The 18721-nt window shown below is 60.6% G+C and carries 22 protein-coding genes; all 22 read right to left on the bottom strand.

Annotated features, from left to right (window positions below; all coding sequences use genetic code 11):
• Nucleotides 1–12 precede the first annotated feature (12 nt).
• The 22 genes from ACODS5_RS04135 to ACODS5_RS04030 all read right to left on the bottom strand — a co-directional run bounded on the left by ACODS5_RS04135 (nucleotide 13) and on the right by ACODS5_RS04030 (nucleotide 18690).
• Nucleotides 13–531, bottom strand: coding sequence for a DUF2514 family protein (locus ACODS5_RS04135; protein ID WP_489108002.1), 519 nt, complete (start codon nucleotides 529–531; stop codon nucleotides 13–15).
• Complete coding sequence (locus ACODS5_RS04130) at nucleotides 528–1154, bottom strand: glycoside hydrolase family 19 protein (protein ID WP_489108001.1); 627 nt, start codon at nucleotides 1152–1154, stop codon at nucleotides 528–530. The genes ACODS5_RS04135 and ACODS5_RS04130 overlap by 4 nt, the downstream gene beginning before the upstream one ends.
• Nucleotides 1155–1216: 62 nt before the next feature.
• Nucleotides 1217–1570 carry a hypothetical protein gene (locus ACODS5_RS04125; protein WP_489108000.1) on the bottom strand — a complete coding sequence of 118 codons (354 nt, stop codon included), beginning with the start codon at nucleotides 1568–1570 and terminating at the stop codon, nucleotides 1217–1219.
• A gap of 47 nt (nucleotides 1571–1617) precedes the next feature.
• A complete protein-coding gene (locus ACODS5_RS04120; protein WP_489107999.1) occupies nucleotides 1618–2619 on the bottom strand; it encodes a hypothetical protein in 1002 nt (333 codons plus the stop codon).
• A gap of 10 nt (nucleotides 2620–2629) precedes the next feature.
• Nucleotides 2630–3694, bottom strand: coding sequence for a hypothetical protein (locus ACODS5_RS04115; RefSeq protein ID WP_489107998.1), 1065 nt, complete (start codon nucleotides 3692–3694; stop codon nucleotides 2630–2632).
• On the bottom strand, nucleotides 3691–6627 hold the full coding sequence (locus tag ACODS5_RS04110; protein WP_489107997.1) for a phage tail tip fiber protein: 2937 nt from the start codon (nucleotides 6625–6627) through the stop codon (nucleotides 3691–3693). The genes ACODS5_RS04115 and ACODS5_RS04110 overlap by 4 nt, the downstream gene beginning before the upstream one ends.
• Complete coding sequence (locus ACODS5_RS04105) at nucleotides 6627–7025, bottom strand: DUF6950 family protein (RefSeq protein ID WP_489107996.1); 399 nt, start codon at nucleotides 7023–7025, stop codon at nucleotides 6627–6629. The genes ACODS5_RS04110 and ACODS5_RS04105 overlap by 1 nt, the downstream gene beginning before the upstream one ends.
• A 2-nt stretch (nucleotides 7026–7027) precedes the next feature.
• Nucleotides 7028–7630 carry a hypothetical protein gene (locus ACODS5_RS04100; protein ID WP_489107995.1) on the bottom strand — a complete coding sequence of 201 codons (603 nt, stop codon included), beginning with the start codon at nucleotides 7628–7630 and terminating at the stop codon, nucleotides 7028–7030.
• Nucleotides 7630–8214 carry a hypothetical protein gene (locus tag ACODS5_RS04095; RefSeq protein WP_489107994.1) on the bottom strand — a complete coding sequence of 195 codons (585 nt, stop codon included), beginning with the start codon at nucleotides 8212–8214 and terminating at the stop codon, nucleotides 7630–7632. Before ACODS5_RS04095 ends, ACODS5_RS04100 begins: the two co-directional genes overlap by 1 nt.
• 25 nt (nucleotides 8215–8239) lie before the next feature.
• Nucleotides 8240–8539, bottom strand: coding sequence for a hypothetical protein (locus ACODS5_RS04090; RefSeq protein ID WP_489107993.1), 300 nt, complete (start codon nucleotides 8537–8539; stop codon nucleotides 8240–8242).
• Nucleotides 8536–11334 (bottom strand): phage tail tape measure protein, encoded by a 2799-nt coding sequence (locus ACODS5_RS04085; RefSeq protein ID WP_489107992.1) that lies wholly within the window; start codon nucleotides 11332–11334, stop codon nucleotides 8536–8538. Before ACODS5_RS04085 ends, ACODS5_RS04090 begins: the two co-directional genes overlap by 4 nt.
• 54 nt (nucleotides 11335–11388) lie before the next feature.
• Nucleotides 11389–11814, bottom strand: a complete 426-nt coding sequence (locus ACODS5_RS04080) for a superinfection immunity protein (protein ID WP_489107991.1) — start codon at nucleotides 11812–11814, stop codon at nucleotides 11389–11391.
• A 990-nt stretch (nucleotides 11815–12804) separates the two neighbouring features.
• Nucleotides 12805–13104, bottom strand: a complete 300-nt coding sequence (locus ACODS5_RS04075) for a GNAT family N-acetyltransferase (protein WP_489108023.1) — start codon at nucleotides 13102–13104, stop codon at nucleotides 12805–12807.
• Between the two features lie 691 nt (nucleotides 13105–13795).
• Nucleotides 13796–13951, bottom strand: coding sequence for a hypothetical protein (locus tag ACODS5_RS04070; RefSeq protein WP_230015774.1), 156 nt, complete (start codon nucleotides 13949–13951; stop codon nucleotides 13796–13798).
• A 101-nt stretch (nucleotides 13952–14052) separates the two neighbouring features.
• Nucleotides 14053–14568 carry a hypothetical protein gene (locus ACODS5_RS04065; protein WP_489107990.1) on the bottom strand — a complete coding sequence of 172 codons (516 nt, stop codon included), beginning with the start codon at nucleotides 14566–14568 and terminating at the stop codon, nucleotides 14053–14055.
• 56 nt (nucleotides 14569–14624) lie between these two features.
• On the bottom strand, nucleotides 14625–15794 hold the full coding sequence (locus ACODS5_RS04060; protein WP_489107989.1) for a phage tail tube protein: 1170 nt from the start codon (nucleotides 15792–15794) through the stop codon (nucleotides 14625–14627).
• A 66-nt stretch (nucleotides 15795–15860) separates the two neighbouring features.
• On the bottom strand, nucleotides 15861–16370 hold the full coding sequence (locus ACODS5_RS04055; RefSeq protein WP_489107988.1) for a KilA-N domain-containing protein: 510 nt from the start codon (nucleotides 16368–16370) through the stop codon (nucleotides 15861–15863).
• A 126-nt stretch (nucleotides 16371–16496) separates the two neighbouring features.
• Nucleotides 16497–16901: a phage tail terminator-like protein gene (locus ACODS5_RS04050; RefSeq protein WP_489107987.1), complete on the bottom strand. Its 405-nt coding sequence runs from the start codon at nucleotides 16899–16901 to the stop codon at nucleotides 16497–16499.
• Nucleotides 16898–17287: an HK97 gp10 family phage protein gene (locus tag ACODS5_RS04045; RefSeq protein WP_489107986.1), complete on the bottom strand. Its 390-nt coding sequence runs from the start codon at nucleotides 17285–17287 to the stop codon at nucleotides 16898–16900. The genes ACODS5_RS04050 and ACODS5_RS04045 overlap by 4 nt, the downstream gene beginning before the upstream one ends.
• Before the next feature lie 2 nt (nucleotides 17288–17289).
• Nucleotides 17290–17670, bottom strand: a complete 381-nt coding sequence (locus ACODS5_RS04040; protein ID WP_489107985.1) for a glutamate 5-kinase — start codon at nucleotides 17668–17670, stop codon at nucleotides 17290–17292.
• A 3-nt stretch (nucleotides 17671–17673) separates the two neighbouring features.
• Entirely contained in the window at nucleotides 17674–18066 is a 393-nt protein-coding gene (locus ACODS5_RS04035) for a protein singed (protein WP_489107984.1), read from the bottom strand.
• Between the two features lie 39 nt (nucleotides 18067–18105).
• Entirely contained in the window at nucleotides 18106–18690 is a 585-nt protein-coding gene (locus tag ACODS5_RS04030; protein WP_489107983.1) for a hypothetical protein, read from the bottom strand.
• Nucleotides 18691–18721 lie beyond the last annotated feature (31 nt).

The raw sequence follows: 18721 nt of genomic DNA, 5'->3' as shown, positions 1-18721 counted from the left end.
GCTCACCCTCCTCTACCCGGCTGGCCTTGTCAGGCCATTATAGGACGCTTCACAGGCCAGGCCGGCTATTCGACTGCGCTCAAGCGCTTTCGCGAAGACTCCCGCCATTCGGTCAGCATCTTCAAGCAATCCCCCAAGCACTCCGGCGGCAGAGGTTCCTGCCTCGCGCTGCTGGGCAGCAATGGTATCGCAGGTGGCTCGATGGCCGGCGCGCAGTCGGGCGATTTCACCGCGCAGCCCGCCAGCAGCAGACTCAGCAGCAGCGGCGCGGCCTTGGGCCAACTCCAGTTTTTGTCGTGCACTCTCACCCTCCTCGTCCGCCACAGCTTGGCGGCGCTGTTCTTCAGTTCTGGCCTGGGCTGTCGCGCGCCGATCTCGCTCGGTCACCTGCAGGCGGTAGCCGGCCAACTCAGCGCGTGCTGCGCTGGCATCAGATTTCCCCGCTCCCACTCGAATTTCCTGGCCTCCAGCGACCAGTACCAGGGCGATCAGCCACCAGCACCAGACAGGCACCGCGTCAAGCCAGTTCACGCCAGCACCCGCACAGCTAGGTCATAAAGCGCTTTCCGCTCAGCTGCGCCATGCGGCACACGGCCAGGCTGGCCGGTATTGATGATGCTGCCGATATCGCTGAAGCGGCCGGCGTCGGCCAGTTCGTTCAGGCCATGGGTGGCCCACCACCAGGCAGCAGAGTTGGCGGCGTGCTCGGGCTGCTCGAGAAGTTCCGGTTGCTCGAGCAGTGGCAGGCCTAAGCCCTGGGCCGCGGCGCGGTAGTTGTCCCGGCCGGTGAGCTGGATCAGGCCTCGACCCCGGTACCGCCAGCCATCGCCGGAGGCCTCGAGGCCGTTGCCCATGCGCCCGCCGTAAACGCGGTTCGCGATTTTCTCAGGCGTCCGGGCGTAAGTGCCGGCGGTCTGCGCGGTGAACCGGGTGGGCCAGGTCTTCACTAGGGCCTCTGCGCTGTAGTTCAGGTTCTCGATCAGGGTGCGCAGCTGGCCTGATTCATGGCCTACCTGGGCCAGGAAGGCCGCCTGCCGCACTGGGCTATTGATCTTCCAGCGCGCCATGGCGCGGTTCAACGCGGGTACAAAAATGCCCGCGACTGGGCGGGCATTCGGGAGGATCTGCAGCAGCTGCTGCTCTGTGATCGGCATGCGGGTTTTCTCCAGGCAAAAAAATACCGCCTCTGGGGCGGTCGGGGTCTGGTTCGGGTCGGTTACGCGGGGCGCACGGGCCGGTGGGCGCTGTCGGGCCAGCCTTCGGCGCCTTCCTTCCAGCGGCGCAGCGCGATCCGGTACTGCCGCCAGTCGTCGATTGTGCCGGGCGGTGCGTCGGGGTCAGCGTCTTCGATCATGAGGAGGATCTCGGCGATTTTCGAATACTCTTCGTCTCGCAACTTCGCCTCTACGGCGGACGGATCAGGGGCGTAGGCGCGCTGTAGGTAATCGATAACCTCCTCGTCGGTCATAACTTCCATTCCGTCTTTCAGAAATTCATCATGCGGACGCTGCCTGCTGAAGGCGAAGATGAAGTCGGTACCGTTCCAGTTAGCCGGCTTGTAGTAAACCATGTCCGGATCCGGCCGAGTTTGATCCCAGTTTGAATTTTCCACGAAATTTACCTCAGCTCAGATACGTCAGGACCAATGAATGCCCCTGGCTGGTTTGCGGTCAAAACATAGTTCGCACCAGCCGGAATGGTCGCGACAAGACTGATAACTCGACCCGCGCCAGTTGCATGCCCAGAATACACCGTGCCATCACCTGTCCCGGTAATGAATAGCTGGATCAGCATACCGTCAGCACCCGCAACGCACGCGAACGACAGGATAATTGCCCTTCCTGTATCGTTGGTGTAGGTAACATCGCGCAGCCTTGTGACTTTCGTGTAGGTCTGCCCGATACCAAGCGGCATGGTATTAGCCCAGGCTCTCCATACGCCTCCTTCCTTAAACCTGATTCCAATTCCGCCGCGGGTGGCGCTGGATATGGCGATCTGAGAAGCCTCACCTGGTCCACGGCTCATCGTTAAGATGGAGCCCGCCACGATCCATAAAGGCTTGTTCGTGGTAGAGGCGTTGAACGATTGAACGCTGCCAGGTGTTGCGGTGTTAGCGTCGGAAAGAAGGCCGGCACTCTCGGCACCCATGCCCATGAAGCCAGACTGGAGCACCTTTCCTGCTGTCGTGTCGTACGGCCCGGACACAACATCCTTGGTCGCTGCGCTGCCAAGGCCCAGGTTGGTGCGGGCGGCTGGAGCAGCATCGGCACCGGTGCCGCCCTTTGCAACGGGCACAATGTTCTCGGTTGCGACAGAACCAAGACTTGCAAGCGTTTCCCCCCACTGCTCTACGATCTGCCGCAGCCGGTCAGCCGACTCCTTCACGTAGCCTTGCATCGGCGCCAGCCCGAAGGAGCCTGCCGCCACAGTGGCCCCCTGATAGGCTGGAAGGATGCTCAGCACAGTTGCGCTGGCGATGTTCGCGACTTCGTACCACCTGCCATCAGGGCCTTGGAACGCATCCCCTACCCTGGCATTTAGTGCGAAATCGGTGGAGGTACCCGAAACAGTGGTTTGGCCGGTCGTTACCGAGACCGTACCCGATCTATACCAAGGCATTAGAGTTTCCTTAAAGGGGTTTCATGGGGCGGGAGGCAAATAGCGTTCTGCCATTGGCAGTTAGGGGGTTTATCCCAGAGGCGTTATCGCAATACATCTGAACAATTGCGCGATTGCCTGGCAGAAAACCTCCGAAGTTCGCGCGAAAAGGCTGAGTCGTAGCGGCGATGTTTGTAACTGAAAAGAGTGCATTGGCGAGAACGTAGTCGGCAAAGCTACCGGTCCATCCCATCTGCTGGCTCGGAGCGTAATACCCAGAAGGACCAGTTATAGGTGGACCGGCAGAAATGAACTCATTGGTTGCTGGCTGGCTGTTGAGTAGCGACAAATTTGCTGTAGTGACAAACGTACGGTTACCCGAAGCATCTCTAACAGATGCTCCATATGCATCAACCGCCGTATTTGGTGCCATGTAGCTAGCACAGAACCATCTGATCTGCATGTAATCATATGCGGCACTACCATGGACTTGCGGCTGCGACCACTGCCTTAGGCGGAATCCTGTCCAGTTGCCTGGTCCGCCCTTGATTGATAAATTCCCAACCATCATGTAATCGACCGCATTCAAAAATATTAGCGGGCGCTCATAAGTCGTAATTGGTGAGGGGAACGTAACGTCCCCCCATCGAATTTCTTGAGCCTGCTGACCTGGCCGCCAATAGATGCCAATCTGAAATGATCCGTTGTAACGAACCGAAAGAATCTTATTAATGGAGTCGATCTGCGTCCGCACATCGTTATTAAATGTACGGATACCATAACTTCCCGGCGCAGAGAATGGCTCGCCGCCTTGAGACAGGATCATCACTTGCCAGGTTCTGGTCTGAGGCTGACGCAGTTGCAGTTGACCAGTGGAGTACCAGGCTTGCGGCGACCAGGTGCTCTCGCCCAGGTCCTGCAGCGTATCAACGACAACGAATGATTGCGCCTGAATCTCGGGGATTGCGATGTACTGATCGAAAGCCCCGTTGCCGGTCACCTGCATCATCTTCAACGAGCGGATCGGCGTGACCGTTGTATCAAGAGTGATGGCCCCGGACGCATCACGTGTTCGGAGCCCATACTGCGCACTCATGCAGTCATCCTCCCAAGCGCAGCACGCTCGATGTAGTTCAGGTCGTAGACGTAGATGCCTCCGTTGTTGATCAGCGTCGAGCCGCTGCCGTCCTGGCCGCGCAATGTGAAGGTTCCGGTCACCATGTTCATCTCGATCAGCGGCCGGCCTTGAGAGTCGACCGCCTGGGAGCGAAGTGTCATCCCGAGAATGAGCTGCTGAATGAAGGCGGTATTGATGAAGGCGGTGTTGACGAACATCTGCCCATCCTGGAACACAAACAGGTTGGCCTCAGGACCGCTCAGGCCGTTGGCGATGACGACCTGGTCGGCAGACATAATGATCTGGCCAACACTGCCGTCACTGCCCTGAACGATGCCCGTGGCCACCTTCTTGCCGTTGACATTGGTCTCGGTCTTCCAGGAGGAGATCGCGGACACCTTGCCGTCGATGCCAGCAACGACTTCATCAGTTCTCTGGATAGACGACTTGGCCTCACCCACCTGAGCAGTCAGGGTTTCCGTGCTGCGAGCGAGGGCCTGGGTTTCGGTTGTCCGAACCTGGGACTCGCGAACGATCGCCGCTGTTGAGGTCCACAGCTTGATTGCGCCAGCGAGCTCGCCCTCGGCGTCATCATCGCGCGACGAGGCCCGTAGAACCTGAACGCTTTCCGCCGTAGACGTAGCCTTGCCGCCCACCTCTTCTATCTTGGCCGTGTTGGTCTGTACCTGCTGAGCCAGGCCGTTGGCCGTCTCAATAGACTGGCCAACGTCGATCCAGAACGCCACGTTTGGCGGGGCATTGGCGCCGCTTGGGTCCGCCGGCACGGCATGCACTGCCTGATAGATACGGCCGTCGCCCACGACCATCTGGCCTTCCTCGTAGGCCTCTTCCTTGTTGTAGGCCTTCAGGCCATCCAGCGCGTCGATCTGGTCCTGCAGGCCATCGATCTCTTCACCCAGTACGGGCCCAATCTGCCCTCGCTCAATCTTCCCTTTGAGCGCCTCGAGCATCGTGCTCACGTCGGTCGAGGTCGATGCGGAGATCTTCAAGTACCCGCTCACACCGTAGGCGTTCCTGGCCCTGATGAAGTAGTAGTAGTTGGTGAAGAAGGCCAGGCCGGTGTGCGTCAGGCTCAGGCCCTGCCCCAGATACTCAGCCTGCGATACCGGCGCCTGCGGGTCCATGGTGTAGAAGTACTCGTAGGTGCCGCCGTTCAGGCCGTGCTGCACGTTGCTAGGCGCCAGGTTGATGCTCTCGATTGTCGATGTCACCACGCAGGCTTCAGGCACGGGCGGGCCGTCGATGTTGACGGTGATGCTCGCCTCGCCCGAGCGCGCCAGCGGCCCAACTGCGGCAACACTCATGGTGTAGTTGCCGGACGGCAGGCCGGATAAGGGCAGCTGCAGCGTAGTCTCCGGCACCTGGTGGGCCTGCACCGCAGCACCAGCCTGACGCACAGTCACAGCGAACCCTGTCACGATCCCAAGTGGACGATCCCAACTGAGCACACCCTGGCTAATCTCGGCGGTTTCGTCCTGGGTCCACGCCAGATTGGTGGGAGAACCAAGGCCGCCAGCCGGCATGTTGATGAAGCCGATCGGGTTGTAGGGCTTGCCAACGGCATCGTCGAAGATGGCAGGGTCATAGACCTGCAGCGATGCAGTACAGCCCTCGCTTGTGCCCATGGACCAGCCAGTGACAATGAATTCGCCAAGGATGTTCAGCGAAGGCAGGTTCGCGCGCACCGCTCGCCCCGGACGGCAGTTGTAGCCCAGCAAGTTGAGCGGGACGTTGATTTCTCCGCCCGCACGGCGCCGGCGAAGCTCGATATTGGCCAGGCGCTGGGCCTGGTATGGGTTGGTGACGTAGGAAAAGGCCAGGGTTTCGGCCGCCTCTCCACCATCTGCAACCACCCACTCGGCAACGCTGACTTCGGGGTAGTCGGTCTCGGTCCAGGACTGGGTGGTGTCGGTGAAGGTGCCGCGGATGGTGTTCACCGCAGCGTCATTGGTCGGTTCGGTGCTGCCAGTGATAGTGCCGATCACCATGTCCTCGGTGATCTCGAAGTCCCACGGGCCGTAGTAGGCACCGGCCTGGAACATCCAGCGGCCGCCCACTCGGATGACCTTGCCACCGCACGCCGCCTCCAACTTCTGCAGAACGTTGGTGCGCTGCTCGTCGGCGCCGATAACGCAGCTGCTGCGGTAGCGCGGGCTGGTAGTGCCGTCAGGGTTAGCCACCGACTCGTCGCACACGTTCGCGCCGCTGGCGAAGGTCTCGAAGACGATCTCATCGTCAGGCACGCCGCAGCGATTGCGCAGGAACCACAGGATATGCAGTGCGGTATTCTCGCTGTAACCGGACATGCCGGTGCGCGGGTCGTAGAGGTCGTTTCGCCCGCGCACGACGAAGCGTGCATCAGGGATGCCCGAGGGGAACTTCTCGGCGTTGTACCGCAGGGACAGGCGCACGAACGACAGACCGCGCCCGATCTGCTCGTCCTTCCAGTCTGGGCAGTTGGCCTTGAGGAAAGCGTTCACCTGGGTCGGATTGACCACCAGTTCGTAGGTAGCGTCCGAGCCGTAGGTGTTGATGAGCTCCTCGCCGAGATAGATCTCCTCAAGACCATCGACGGCTCCTTCACAGAGCACGTACACCAGGTGCAGCCATTCCCCATCTCGCTGGGTGCCGGCCTCTTCCTGCGCCCAGACCAGAACACCACCGGTGCTGACTTTGCCCAGAATGAAGCGTGCCGGCGCCTTGGACGAGCGCACGGTCTGCGCCGAAGGTTCGTTATCGCGCAGCGGCGACTTGGTGTTGAGCTTCTCCTGCTGTTCCGAGGCATAGAACGCCAAGCCGGCGCCGATAGCTGCGCCAATTGGGCCGCCCTGGGCGAAGCCGATAACTGCGCCTACGGCGATCTGTGCAATCTTCCTGACGCCACCGGACATTATTCAACTCTCCAGACTGCAAGCGGTTCGCACACCACGCGGGCCACCCCGTCGTCAGTGGTCGCCCAGAATTCGTTTGCCCAGTACACGGCCATGGACCGGCCTCCGGGCGCCTCGTACATGGCGATGTCGCCGCGCTGGATGAACGCCGGCGCCACCCGGGTGAAGCAGGCATCCCAAGCCGCCTCAAGGCTGCCGTGGTTCTTCTTCAGCGCTCGCTTCGCCCCGGCCTCGGTCCTGTACTTGCCCCGGTACGCCGTAGCCGGATCAACCCCGCAAACAGCGATTGCGCAGTCCGCCGCGAACAGGCAGCAGTCGAATTCACCCCATGAAAAAGGCCGCTCGGAGGCGGCCTTGATCACTTCGGTAAGACGTATCGTCCAGTCTCGATTGCGCATCGCTATTTCTCGTAGTTGAAGGTCGGCGCGTCCTTGCTGGAGCCCCAGTAGATCGGCCACTCGGACAGCTGAGCGACGGCGTAGAAGAAGCGGTCACCCTGATGCCGGGCGCGGTGGTTCTCGTCGGTGAAGCGCTCGGTGCCTGTTCGACTCCACTCCGCCATCCGGTCCACGATGGGGACCATGATCTTGTTGCCGTCCTCGCCGTTGCCGGCGTAGGAGAAGGTGGCCGCGTCCATGCGCCCGGAGAACAGGATGTCGACGGCGTAATTGCCCGCCTCGTCGAACACCACGAACAGCAGCTTGCCCGAGCGACCACGGCAACCGCGGATGTTCGTCTCGGTGATGATGTAGCTGTCCAGGCCGTTCAGGCTCAGCTCAACGGACATCGGCGAGTTGGAGTTGTCGCTCTCCTGCGACTGGCCGACCTCGCCGAACTGGCCAACCCCGAGGTAGGTGATGCCGTCGATTACCAGGTCGCCGGTACCGGTGTGGGCGTACACAGGCCCATCCTCGAAATCCAGCTGACAGGCGTACACCGTGAGAAAACGCCCGGTGGCGATGATATCGACCACGCTCTGGCTGAAGGGGAACGACGAGGGCATCAGAAAGCCTCCCTGAACTGGTAGCTGCCGCTGGAAACGACCTGGCGCACGGTCATGGCCCAGGTGTCCTGGGTCATGCGCATTTCGGAGTACGGATTGAGGTATTCGATCGCCGCTCCCGGTGCCAGCGTGCGCCTGATCCGCTTGTTGAGCGGGACAGTGGCCTGGCCCTGGGCAGTGGCGGTGACCGGGCGCACCACTTCGAACATCTCGCCGGCAACCGTGAGGTAATCCCCTGGGGCAAACACCTGCGCACCGGGCGCGGCGCCGGCGACCTGCATCGAGCGTGACTGCGCAGTGCCGGTTACCACGGTGAGGCTGCCGACGCTGTTCGAGCGCCGCCTGGTCAGCGCCGGCATGTTGAAGGTGCCGAACATCCCATCCAGCTCACCCAAGAACGCCGAAAGCTGACGCTCCTGCGCCCGAGTGAGCAGACCGAAGGTCAAGGTGCACTGCCAGTACGCCCCAGGCTGCCCAACGATCTGCTGAGCGTTGGACAGCGTCGAGGTGAATGCCCGGCTGTTGTTGACTATTCCCCATGTCATTTCAGACACGGGCAGCGATGCCGGCCATTCGAGTGCCATGCGGTTACTCCTTGAAAATCAGTGTCTAGAGCTTGTGGTCTTCGCTGAGCGTTCCATCGGGACCGAGAAGCTCTGCAAAAGATCGCTCGAAGGCGACTTTCATATGGTCGGTGCACCTGCCTATCAGCTCACGAATATCAGGCCCGACCTCATCACCGCACTGCAGTACTGCAATGATGCGGCCCATGATTTCGGCATTGAGCTGAGCCCTTTGCCGCCAAACATGGGGCTCAACTTCTCGGTCGACGCCCTCGAAGACTACGGGAGCGATAGCAGTACTAACTGCCGCTACCAACTCCCCAACGTCCAAATCAGAAATTTTCAACGGCTTCTCCTTATTAGCTGCATTACGGCTCCATTCTGCTTGAGGTCACGCAGCACCATATCGTACCCACCTCTAGCCCCACGATTCGCGCCATCATCAGCGGCCTGTCGGAGTTGCTCCACCATCGCTTGATCTGGGCTCCCCTGGAAGTGGAAGTGCTGCTCAATGACTGGGAGATTCAGAGGTGAAGAGGATCTGCTCGCTGTGGAGGCCGCGCTTCCCTCAACCATGCCCCCGCTGGCGTACCCCTTCTTGTTGAGCCGGTCGAGGTGGTCGCGCATGCCCGGCTGGCTGACGACCTCCTTGCGAACCACGTACTCCCCGCCGTGCACGACACCCTTCGGCTCGAACTTGCCGCCGTCTCCGGTGTAGCCGCCAGCCGCGAAGCCAGACCGCGAGATCGTCTCGCTAAACCCGGTCATGGTGCCGCTGCCGGCCGCCGCCGCGCCCCCTCCTCCGCCAAGGAACCCCAAGGCCGAACCCAGGAAGCCTGCCGCGGCCTGGCGCACCTGAATCCGGATGAGGTCGGCCACCACCTGGTCAGCGAAGTCCTTGAAGGAAAGCTTGCCGGTCTTCACGAAGTTGACCACGGCGTCTTCCATGTTGCCGAAGGCGTTGCTGAACAGATTGCGAGTCTGCCCCGCCACGTCCCGGGCACTGTCCATGTAGTCCTGGAATGCGCCGCGGGCGCCGTTGCTCCAGTCGGCCTGGGCCTGGTCGATCTGTGCCCACCCTTCGCGCTGGGCAGCCACGCGCTTCTGGAGAAACTCGCGCTCGATGTCGATCTGCGCCTGCAGATCCTGCCGCTGTTTCTCACCCTGGGCGTTGGCCAGCTCGGTCTGCAGCTGCAGGATACGGTTGTTGGTGTCCTGCTCGATCCGCAGGCGCTCCTGCATGCGCGTGGCGTCCTTCTGGCCCATGCCGACGGCGTCCGCCTGCGCGGCGTACTCCATACGCTGGGTGGCCAGCTGCCGCTCCATCTGCGACCGGTACTGCTCGGCCTGGGTCAGGCCCTGGGCGCCCTTGATCGCCGCGGCATAGTTCGTCGAGGCCTGCGCCAGCGCCTTGCCGTACTCCTCCTGGCTTATCTTGCCCTTCTTGAAGGCCAGATCCAGCTGTTGCTGTTCCTTGGTCAAGGCGCGAGCGGCCTGGGACGCTGGGTCGTACTGAGCGTAGAGACGGGCGAAGGTGTTTTCGGCTTCAGCCACGCCGCGGTTTGGGTTCTTCGGAGCGTTCTTCTTCGCCTCGCGCGCCTTGATGTCGGCGATTTCCTTCTCGATGTTCTTGCGGGCAACCGCGTACTTCTTCTCTTCTTCGGCAGTAAGTCCGCCAGCCTTCACTGCGTCAGCTCTTGCCTTGTCGAGATCAACCAGTTGCTTACTCAGCTTTTCCGTCTGAGTTTGCGCACTCTTGAACGTCGAGTTGATGACGTCCACGCCTTTCTTTCCGGCGTCGTTAATGATCCGCGTCGATGTACCTTCCCAAGCTTTCCAGGAGGCGTTGGCGATCTGGCCTTGAAGCTCAGTGGCACGCCTCTGGAGCGCCGCCATGCTTTGAGGGTTTATCCCCATAAGGCTCGATGCGGCAACACCGTTCTGGGCAATGCTCTTTTGTGCGTCAGCGATTTCCTTGTAGACCTCGGCAAGCTCCTGCTCTGGGGTTTTCTTGCGGCCGACATCAAGCATCGCATCCCATGCCCGCTTTGCCCGCGACGCAAGGGAATCCCAGGCGCTCTCGAGCGACCCCAGGTTGCTCTCCATCTCGCTGGCCCTGCTTGTCAGGGTTGAGGCATATGCCTCTGTCGCCACTTTTGCGGCGTCGATGGTCTTTCCTTGCTCCTGCAGTGCAGCGATGTTCGCGTACTGGGTCGCAGTGAGGAAATTCAGCTCTTCATCCAGCTTCTTTACTGCTTCTACCGGACTCTTGGCTATATCGTTGAAAGTCTTGACCACATCCGATATGTCTGCGCCGGTTTGCTTCGACCATGCGAGAGAAGCCCTCGTGATCTGGGCGTACATCGGTGTCAGCTTGTTTCCTGCGGCAGCGAGCTGCTCCAGAACCTCGGACGCCGCTCCGACTGTCGATTGCGTTCTAGCAACCTGTTCAGCCAGGCCCGCCAGTTCGTTGTAGCTGGTTCCGGCCGCATTGCCGTTCTTGATAATGGAATCCGTTAGTCGGTCCGACTCTTCCGAGCCCTTGTAGTAGGCAAGACCAAGCGTAGCAGCGGCTGCTGCTGCTACCGTGAACGGATTCACCAGGCCAAGGACATATCCACCCAGAGCGCGTGCAGCAGGAATTGCGCCACCAAACATATCCTTGAGCTGCCCGCCCTGCTGCAGAAACACGGTGAGCGGTGCTTGGCCGCCCTGGAGGCTCACAGCAATATCGGTGAACTGCGCTGGCACTCCACGCAGCGCAGCCTGGTATGCCTTCGCGGACATGCCGGCCCTATTCATGCTCGTGGTTGTTTCACCAAGTTCGTCGCGCATCGTGTTGATACGATTGGTGTACTCAACGAAGGTATCACTCTCAACAATTCCAGCCTTCTTGTACTTGGCGAGCCTTTCCTGCATCTCGTCTAAACGACCCAGAGCTGCGACTGACGGGTTGATCTGACCGAGTAGCTGAGAAAGGGCCTTGCGCTGATCAGAAAGGCTTTCCGACACCCCTTCAGCGGACGCTGCCGCAGCATCCCCGGCCCTCTCCATTTGCTGCAGCGATCCAGTGAGGTCATCCGCATTTCGCTTCGCCCCACGCGAGTCAATGGTTACGGCAAGGCGCGATTCTTGAGCCATCACTTTCTCCAGGCACAAAAAAACCCGCCGAAGCGGGCTTTTGATTTGTTTTGCTCAGCTAGCAGCAAGCTCGCTTCCGCAATGTTTGCACTTGATCGCCTCAAACTTGACGTCTTCAGCGCAGAATGGGCAGGTTTTGGTCTGTGCCTTCACATCCGGCTGCGCAGCAGGATCGCTTGCAGGCTGAGGCGGAGCGCTAGCTGAATTCGTCTCTGGCAGCTTGAACGCCCATACCAGCGCGACAACCCACCCAAGCAGGGTCCAGCCCAGGAATAAATTCACCAAGGCAATAGACGCAATATTTGTGTGCCCACGAAGCTTCGCTTCAATGGTTGGCAACATGTAAAGAAGTGGCACGGTCACTAGGCCTGAGAACACTACAAGGTGACCGAAGGCGTTCAATTCATCACTTGGAATCGAGCCCATGCTGACGCTGTACGCCGCGAGGAATGCGAGAACCACGAACCTCAATGCAAACATTGTTCATCCCTGCTGAATGTATATGGCTTGATGCTAGCATTTCGGACCATGGCAACCAACACCATCTGCGCCAGCCGGCGCTCACCGATAAGCGCCATCCGCCCCACGCCCATTTGGTCTACCCTTACCCTCCCCAACCACTCACATGAAGGGTGCGAAGATGCCCGACGATGAGAAGCGGAGATTTGCCGAGGCGCTGGAGCACTGGGCGGAGGCTGTGGGTGCGATCCGCGCTCGGGAGCGGGCCGAGGCCATAGCCCAGGTCGAAGAGCTACGGAGCATGCACCTGATGCGGGCTTTTCACACCAGCGCGCTATGGGAGCACTATGCTTGGAGGCGCCGCGGTCAGGGGTGAGCCAGATGCAAAAAGCCCAGCGCGGGGCTGGGCTTGCCGTGACCATTAAGGATGACTACGCCCTTCAACGCTCCAACCATAAACCTCTTTTCGACAATCTACTGTCAGATCATCCAGGTGAGGCTTGATATCTAGATACCCAATCAACCTCAATAACTCTTTGGCTGAATCGCGCAAGGGCTGCCACTCGCAGTGATCAAATATAAACCAGCTGTCACAATGAAACGCATCGTCAGAGAGGCCACTGCATGAATGCCAAAGATGCTGGAGATCAGATCGAACTTCACTTGGCAAGGCGCTTCCGCACACGGTTAGCGCGTCATTCAACGGCAACATCGTCATCGACCAAGCTTCACATGCTGGGCAATACGGAATAGCCTTTCGCTGCTCGTCTGCACTCATCGCGAGAAACTCAAGCGCAGGTATCGCTTCACATACAGCGAGTACCCGCTTGTATTCCTCCTGCCCATACCACTCCCAAAGTCTCGCTGAGAACTCCGTCATGAAAGGTGCCAATCAGTCGCTATCAAAACTCGCATACCGTTCCCCCATTTAGCTTGGCGGGACTGTAGCACTGGAGGATGAGAAGCAAAAAGCCCAGCGCGGGGCTTGATCGCGCCGAGCTGAGCTTTCAGCTATGGCTTGTGAGAAATATCGACACTGAATGTGTCATCGCCTACTGGCGTCACCGAACAGCCGGCAAACACTTTGCTCCAGAATGGTCCAGCATCGTTGACCACCATCAGAGAAATTTCCATGATCCCTCGTGATCGGAGCAGTCCCACTAATTGCCTCGCTGCTGCGAAGCCTAGTCCTACATCACGATAGGGGCTGAAAATCACCAAGGCGAACAGCTCACCGGAACCTCCTCGGTAGGTGCAAAAACCTACTGCTTCCCCTGACCTCTCAACCAGGTAAACCTCCTCCCTCAGCATCGGGGCTCCAAAGCTGACCAGCCCAATACTTTTGTCAGGATCAGACGAAAGCGTTGCCTGAAGACTGGAAATTTCCGCGTCTGTCGCCAATCGGATGCTGACACATGCTGACATATCGGGCCGCTCTATTTGGAAAGAACGGCAATTTACCATTACGTCATATCAACACAATTCCACTTATACCACCTCCTGTCCGCCCATCCAGCGTGGATGGAAAGTCAGTACCTAGCTCGCACGGCGCCGTAGTAGCTTTGTGCCTCCAACGAACTGCCCCAGTCCGTTGCCGGAAAGCCCATGGACTGGGGCTCAATGCGATAGGAATTCCAATGAGCAATGACCCAAATCTTCACGCTGGCGCAGCCTCCACAATGGCTGCAGAGACAGCGATGTGTGCGCTCATAGCTGCACTCAAAGCGGGTGGCGCACTAAATACAGATATCTTCAAGGCGAAGCTAGAGGAGCTGGAGAGCATCCAGGCTGGGTGCGATAGGCTTAACCAAGCCCACTACGACAAGGTTATGAAGTTGTATGTTGCTGCCGCCGAAGGTAGGCTGCCAGCGCCTCAGCTCTAGCCACCGAAGCACAGTCGGACCTAGCATCGCTTTGCCCCCTTCGATGGCAAGCGATGCACCTGAATCCTGCCTCTTTATTATCAGTTCTGCTCATTTGCTCCCCCTGCGGCCTGGCCGCGTCAGTCGTTGCTGTTCTGCTCCGCCCAGTTGGTGCGGAATTCTTCGTCCAAGGCGAACACCACGGCTTCGAGCTCATCGCGATCGATGGCGGTCGGGTGCCTGGCCAGGTACTCGCTGACCATGCCCGCCGTGATCGGCGCCGGCGCGGCCATCATGCCGACGTACTGCCGGGACCGGCTTATCGCGTTGTAAGCGTCGAGCAACTGGTCTGTGACCGGGTCAATCTCCGGGGCCGCTGGTACCGCATCTACGCCGCTCAGGCGTTCGCGTTTCCAGCGCTTTTTTTCGTTCTCTTCGCCCGCCCAGTCGCGGCCCCATCGGTAGACGGCGAGAGCTTTCCCACCGACTCCTTGATGCGCTCCTCGACGCGGTTGGCGATGTCGACGCCGGTGCGCAGGGCGAGGAAGTAGACGCTGGGCATCTGCTCGATCAGGGCCTTGCCGAGCTCCGGGGTGTACGGCGCCGGCTCGCCCGGGCGCTCGGCTACATCGACGCCCTGCCAATCCTTGATAAGGTGGTGTGCCACCAGGTCCATGTAGAGCTCGTCGTCGACCTCGATCTCGGCCTGGGGAATCAGTGCAACGCTGAACTGCTTTGTGCCGACGCCGGCCTGGGAGTCGACTGCCGCCAGGTGTCGGTTGATCAGCGCGCGGTGCGATCGGTACACGGGGTCGGCGGCGGAGCCGACCAGGATCTTGGCGCCAGGGGCGAACTCGACCCAGCGCTGGCCGTGGAGGTCCAGCTCTGGCTTGCGAGCAATGGTGAATCCCATGGTCTTCCTCTGCGGTAAAAGGCCCGACACGCACCGCAGGGCGTGCCGGGCAATGGTTAAGCCGTGACGGTGATCGCCGCGGTGCCTTTCTTGGTGCCATCCACGGTGCTGGTGGCGGTGATGGTCGCGGTGCCGGCGGCCACGCCGGTCACGACACCGGAGGCGCTTACGGTGGCCTTGCTCACATCGGAGCTGGACCAGGTTACGGTCTGGGTCGCACCGACCGGTGCCACGCTGGCGGCCAGGTTTGTGGTAGCGGCCACTGCCACGCTGGCGGTCGACGGAGCCACGGTCACGCCGGTAGGCGCTGGCGGTGCCGGGCGGCGGGTGATGGTCGGCGACACGCGGCGGGCGGTGTAGGCCAGTTCGACCTGGATGATGTCGGTGGCGCCGCCATCCGGCCAGGACCCGCTGATTTCCATTTCGGGGATCAGAAAGTCGTAGGCGCCGTCGGCATTGCCCAGAGTGAACTCGAAGCTGATCGCGTCGCCAGTCTGCTGCTTCTTCCACAGCTCGTAGGCCGTCTTGGCCCAGCTCAGGGTGATGCTGCCCGACGGGGTGAAGGTGGTCGGGATGATGTTGCCGGCGAATGGGTTGCCGTTGCCGATGCAGCGCTGGGTCTGGACGGCGTTGTCGAACTTCAGGTTGAAGGTGTCGACGCAGACGTTGTTGTCGCCGACCTGCACCCCGTTCAGCTTCAGGCCGGAGACGTCCTTGAAGCCGTAGCGCCGCTGGAAGGCCTCGGCCACCGGCGTGAGGATGAAGTTGGTGTCGTCGTCCTTGTCCTGCCATCCGGTCGCGGCGAAGGTGGTGGTCACCTCGATCTCGCCGTCGTTCGGCACCTGGATGTTCATGGTGGCGACCTGGGCGCCGGTGGCCTTGCCGGCGATGCCGACATCCGCGGCGTAGTAGCCCAGGCTGAAGCTGATCCGGTCGTTGCCCATGGTCAGGACGTTGCTGTCCCAATCCTTGCCGAAGCAGGAGGCCATGAACTCGTCCAGCGCGCCGAAGCGCATCTTGGTGCCGACATCGCCGGCCACGTCCACGGTGGTCTGGGCGGTACCCTGCGACATGCGGTCTTCGCCGATCTCGTTGTTCTCGGCGGTGTTGTAGGTGGGCCCAACCCCAAAGCTGGTCCGTGTCAGCACGTTCCAGGGGCCCGGAGGGGTGGTGCCTGGCGTGACTTCACGAATCCAGGCGGTTGCAACCTTGGCACCACTCGACATGGCGTGTTTCTCCTATCAATAGGCGTAAAAAAACCGCCATGTGGCGGTGCATTGGTCTTGTTCGGTTCAGGCCGCATCGAGGCCCAGAGTCATCTGCAACTGGTCACGCCAGTATTCGACTTGCGCCTCAAGTGGAGGCTTTTTCCAGCGGTGCTTGGCAAGCTCTCTGCCAGCAAAGCTGCCTCGCTCGTTCTGGTCCTGCAGCGCCTTGCAGGCTCGGTCGAACTGCTGCTTTTCGTTCAGCTCGCCGCGCAGCAGGGCGTCAATGTGAAGGTCACACCAGACAGCAAACTTCAGGTCGAGCCACCGAGCAAATGCCACTGCCAGCTTCGGATGAAACCATGTGCCCCCGCCACGATCCGAGCGCGCCTTGCTCGTTTCTACAAGTGATCCAGCGTCACATGTAAGCGCCTCAGCAAGCGCATTGAGGTATTCCTTTGTCTCGCCCTGCTTCAGCCAGTCAACCGGCCGCTTGCCGAATCGCTTTGCCACATCGGTGGCATTGATCCAGCCTTCACTGTTGAATCGAACAGCTTGGCCTTGGTAGTGAAACGGAATGACGTTGCTCTCGATCATCTGTGACACCTCGTTCATCAGGTGAATAGATACGCAGCCGGGGCGGACGGATGAACGAACATCCACCGTTCGGCTGTACGGGCCTAGGCTGCGTGTTTGGTTGCCTTGCGGCAGAAATTGGCGGCCTCAGTAGGCCCGGTATGGAATGGACAGGCTGACCTGGTACCAACCGTGGCCGTCGTCGCCGATGGTGCTGGCTGATGCCGCGTAGCACTCGAATGGCCCGGTCGGGTCGCTGTAGAACTCAAAGTGCTGTACCAGCGTGTCGGCGGCCTTGGTGATGGCCAACGTGCCCTTGTAGCTGGGCACGAACAGCTGAACGATGATGATGCCGGTGCGGCGGACGCAGGGCCCGATGCCGATCTCCGGCGCGCTGGACAGGCCAGGTACATCGGCCAGCCTGGCCCAGATTGGTTTGCCGGCCGGGTCGAATGGGGCGCTGTTGTTCGGGTAGTCCACTGCGCCAGCCGGGATACCGGCCCACTGCTGCATGCGACCTATGACGATGGCGCGGATCTGTTCGAAGGTCATGAGCTGTAGGCCTGGGAAACGCCGTTGAACGACACCGCATAGACGCCGCCGGGCGCCTGCTTCGAATGACCGTCCTCCAGCGCGGTGGCGTATGGAAGGTTGTTCTGGATATAGACCTGCGTGTACGGCGCCAGGCCGCTCATCACGGATAGGCCGCGCTGGATGGTCTCTGACCCAGATGGATCGAGGTTTTCGCTACTGGCGTACACCGGCGCGCCCACGCTTACGATGTTGTTGCCACGGAACCGGCCGGTATCGACTGGTGATCGCAGCACGATTTCGTTGAGCATGGCCAAGGCAATCACGCGCACCCTCTGCGCCAGCTGATCCTCGACCACGCCCGCGAAAGCGCTCGGCGGAGTGCTCCATCCCCTGCTCTTGGCCATGGTCACTTCCTCAGCTGGATCTCGTAGTGGGCCTTGGCCGGATCGATGCCGGGGCTGACGATGCGGTATGTGGTCGGCTCGCCAGCGATCAGGTCGGGAGCCGTTATCTGGTGGCCAACCGATGGCTTGTCCGTGAGCTCATTGACCAGGCAGATCAGCAGCACGTCGCCGACCAGGATGTTCAGCCCGTCGATGCGCCGACTGTCGTAGCTGTCGAACACGCCGCGCCCGGTGTAGGTCACTGGCTGGGCCGTGGTCGTTTCGCTGACCGGGTCCCATACGCCAGGGCCCATGTAGGAGCCGGTGAAGGCCTGCACGGCATCGGCCAGATCATCGTCGAAGGCCTCGGCCAGGTCGGCCTGAATGTCGTCGCGAATACCCATGCCCTAACCCCTCGACACACGGAAAGCGAATGGATTGCTGCGCCAGGGCGTGAGTAGGGCCAGAGCCAGCTGCACACATGCAGGCTGTGCGGCCGTGCTGGTCTTGTCGATCGAGCCGAAGGTCTTGCTGGTAGATACCGACCCAGCCTTGACGGTCTTCGCCTCGAGCGAGCCTTCGGTCTGCTGCTGGTACAGCTTGCCCTGCGAGGCGCACTTGGCCAGACGGGAGCCGGCCTCCTTGACCTCGTCAGGGATGTTGTCCATATCGATGCCGACCAGGTTGAGCGCAGTCAGGTAGGCATTCGCCTCGAACACCGCCTCGTTCTTAAGGTCGTCAGTCGCCCAGCCAGCCCCGAGGATTCTATCCACGTCGGCCACGGTGATGTAGGTAGCCATCAGACCTCCGCTTGAGTAAGTGGGGCCGCAGCCCCGGTGTTACTGCTGGTTGAGCTCGGCGACCTGCTTCTGCAGCGACTCTTTCGAGGCGTTGGCGCGATAGGTGACGCCAGCGGCATCCAGCTTGGCCTTCAGCGCCTCGACCTCGGGATCGGCAGCTGCAGCTTTCAAGGCTTCGATCTGCTTCAACAGGTCGGCCTTCTCCTGCTCCAGGTGGACCACCTTCTGAACTTCGCCGTCGCGCTCACGTTGCAGGCTGGCGATGCCGACATTGACCGCATCGAGAACCTCGAACAGGCAGCCAGCGGTTTCGCCGAGTTCGCCGCCAGGTCGCTCCAGGCTCTGCGCTGCGAACGATTCGACGATCACATCGATCGACGCCAGTTCGGCGGCCAGTTGGTCGAATTCCTCCTGACTGCTGACTCCGCCAGGCTCAACCAGCACCGCCACCTGGGTCAGCTCGGGGCGAATGGTCACCTCGGGGACGTCTTTTGCCTCACCTTTCCGGTTCTCGGTCGAGTTGGCGTCCACGATGACCAGCCCGCTCTCCTTGGCTAGCGCCTTGATGTCTCCCTGGTACTGATGGAACGGGCCAGGCAGGTACCAGATGTTGTTCTTGCTCATGTTCATGTCCTCAGCGGGCCAGGCCTGAGCC

This window comes from Pseudomonas sp. FG47 (genome assembly GCF_057809115.1).
Note: the sequence above shows the minus strand (reverse complement) of the source record. Positions and strands in the feature narration are given on the sequence as shown.

Bases quoted from the DNA above. Each gene is read 5' to 3' on its own strand.
- ACODS5_RS04130 (WP_489108001.1), bottom strand. From the start codon at position 1,154: ATGCCGATCACAGAGCAGCAGCTGCTGCAGATCCTCCCGAATGCCCGC.
- ACODS5_RS04125 (WP_489108000.1), bottom strand. From the start codon at position 1,570: ATGGTTTACTACAAGCCGGCTAACTGGAACGGTACCGACTTCATCTTC.
- ACODS5_RS04120 (WP_489107999.1), bottom strand. From the start codon at position 2,619: ATGCCTTGGTATAGATCGGGTACGGTCTCGGTAACGACCGGCCAAACC.
- ACODS5_RS04115 (WP_489107998.1), bottom strand. From the start codon at position 3,694: ATGAGTGCGCAGTATGGGCTCCGAACACGTGATGCGTCCGGGGCCATC.
- ACODS5_RS04110 (WP_489107997.1), bottom strand. From the start codon at position 6,627: ATGTCCGGTGGCGTCAGGAAGATTGCACAGATCGCCGTAGGCGCAGTT.
- ACODS5_RS04105 (WP_489107996.1), bottom strand. From the start codon at position 7,025: ATGCGCAATCGAGACTGGACGATACGTCTTACCGAAGTGATCAAGGCC.
- ACODS5_RS04100 (WP_489107995.1), bottom strand. From the start codon at position 7,630: ATGCCCTCGTCGTTCCCCTTCAGCCAGAGCGTGGTCGATATCATCGCC.
- ACODS5_RS04095 (WP_489107994.1), bottom strand. From the start codon at position 8,214: ATGGCACTCGAATGGCCGGCATCGCTGCCCGTGTCTGAAATGACATGG.
- ACODS5_RS04085 (WP_489107992.1), bottom strand. From the start codon at position 11,334: ATGGCTCAAGAATCGCGCCTTGCCGTAACCATTGACTCGCGTGGGGCG.
- ACODS5_RS04080 (WP_489107991.1), bottom strand. From the start codon at position 11,814: ATGTTTGCATTGAGGTTCGTGGTTCTCGCATTCCTCGCGGCGTACAGC.
- ACODS5_RS04075 (WP_489108023.1), bottom strand. From the start codon at position 13,104: ATGCTGAGGGAGGAGGTTTACCTGGTTGAGAGGTCAGGGGAAGCAGTA.
- ACODS5_RS04070 (WP_230015774.1), bottom strand. From the start codon at position 13,951: ATGATGGCCGCGCCGGCGCCGATCACGGCGGGCATGGTCAGCGAGTAC.
- ACODS5_RS04065 (WP_489107990.1), bottom strand. From the start codon at position 14,568: ATGGGATTCACCATTGCTCGCAAGCCAGAGCTGGACCTCCACGGCCAG.
- ACODS5_RS04060 (WP_489107989.1), bottom strand. From the start codon at position 15,794: ATGTCGAGTGGTGCCAAGGTTGCAACCGCCTGGATTCGTGAAGTCACG.
- ACODS5_RS04055 (WP_489107988.1), bottom strand. From the start codon at position 16,370: ATGATCGAGAGCAACGTCATTCCGTTTCACTACCAAGGCCAAGCTGTT.
- ACODS5_RS04050 (WP_489107987.1), bottom strand. From the start codon at position 16,901: ATGACCTTCGAACAGATCCGCGCCATCGTCATAGGTCGCATGCAGCAG.
- ACODS5_RS04045 (WP_489107986.1), bottom strand. From the start codon at position 17,287: ATGGCCAAGAGCAGGGGATGGAGCACTCCGCCGAGCGCTTTCGCGGGC.
- ACODS5_RS04040 (WP_489107985.1), bottom strand. From the start codon at position 17,670: ATGGGTATTCGCGACGACATTCAGGCCGACCTGGCCGAGGCCTTCGAC.
- ACODS5_RS04035 (WP_489107984.1), bottom strand. From the start codon at position 18,066: ATGGCTACCTACATCACCGTGGCCGACGTGGATAGAATCCTCGGGGCT.
- ACODS5_RS04030 (WP_489107983.1), bottom strand. From the start codon at position 18,690: ATGAGCAAGAACAACATCTGGTACCTGCCTGGCCCGTTCCATCAGTAC.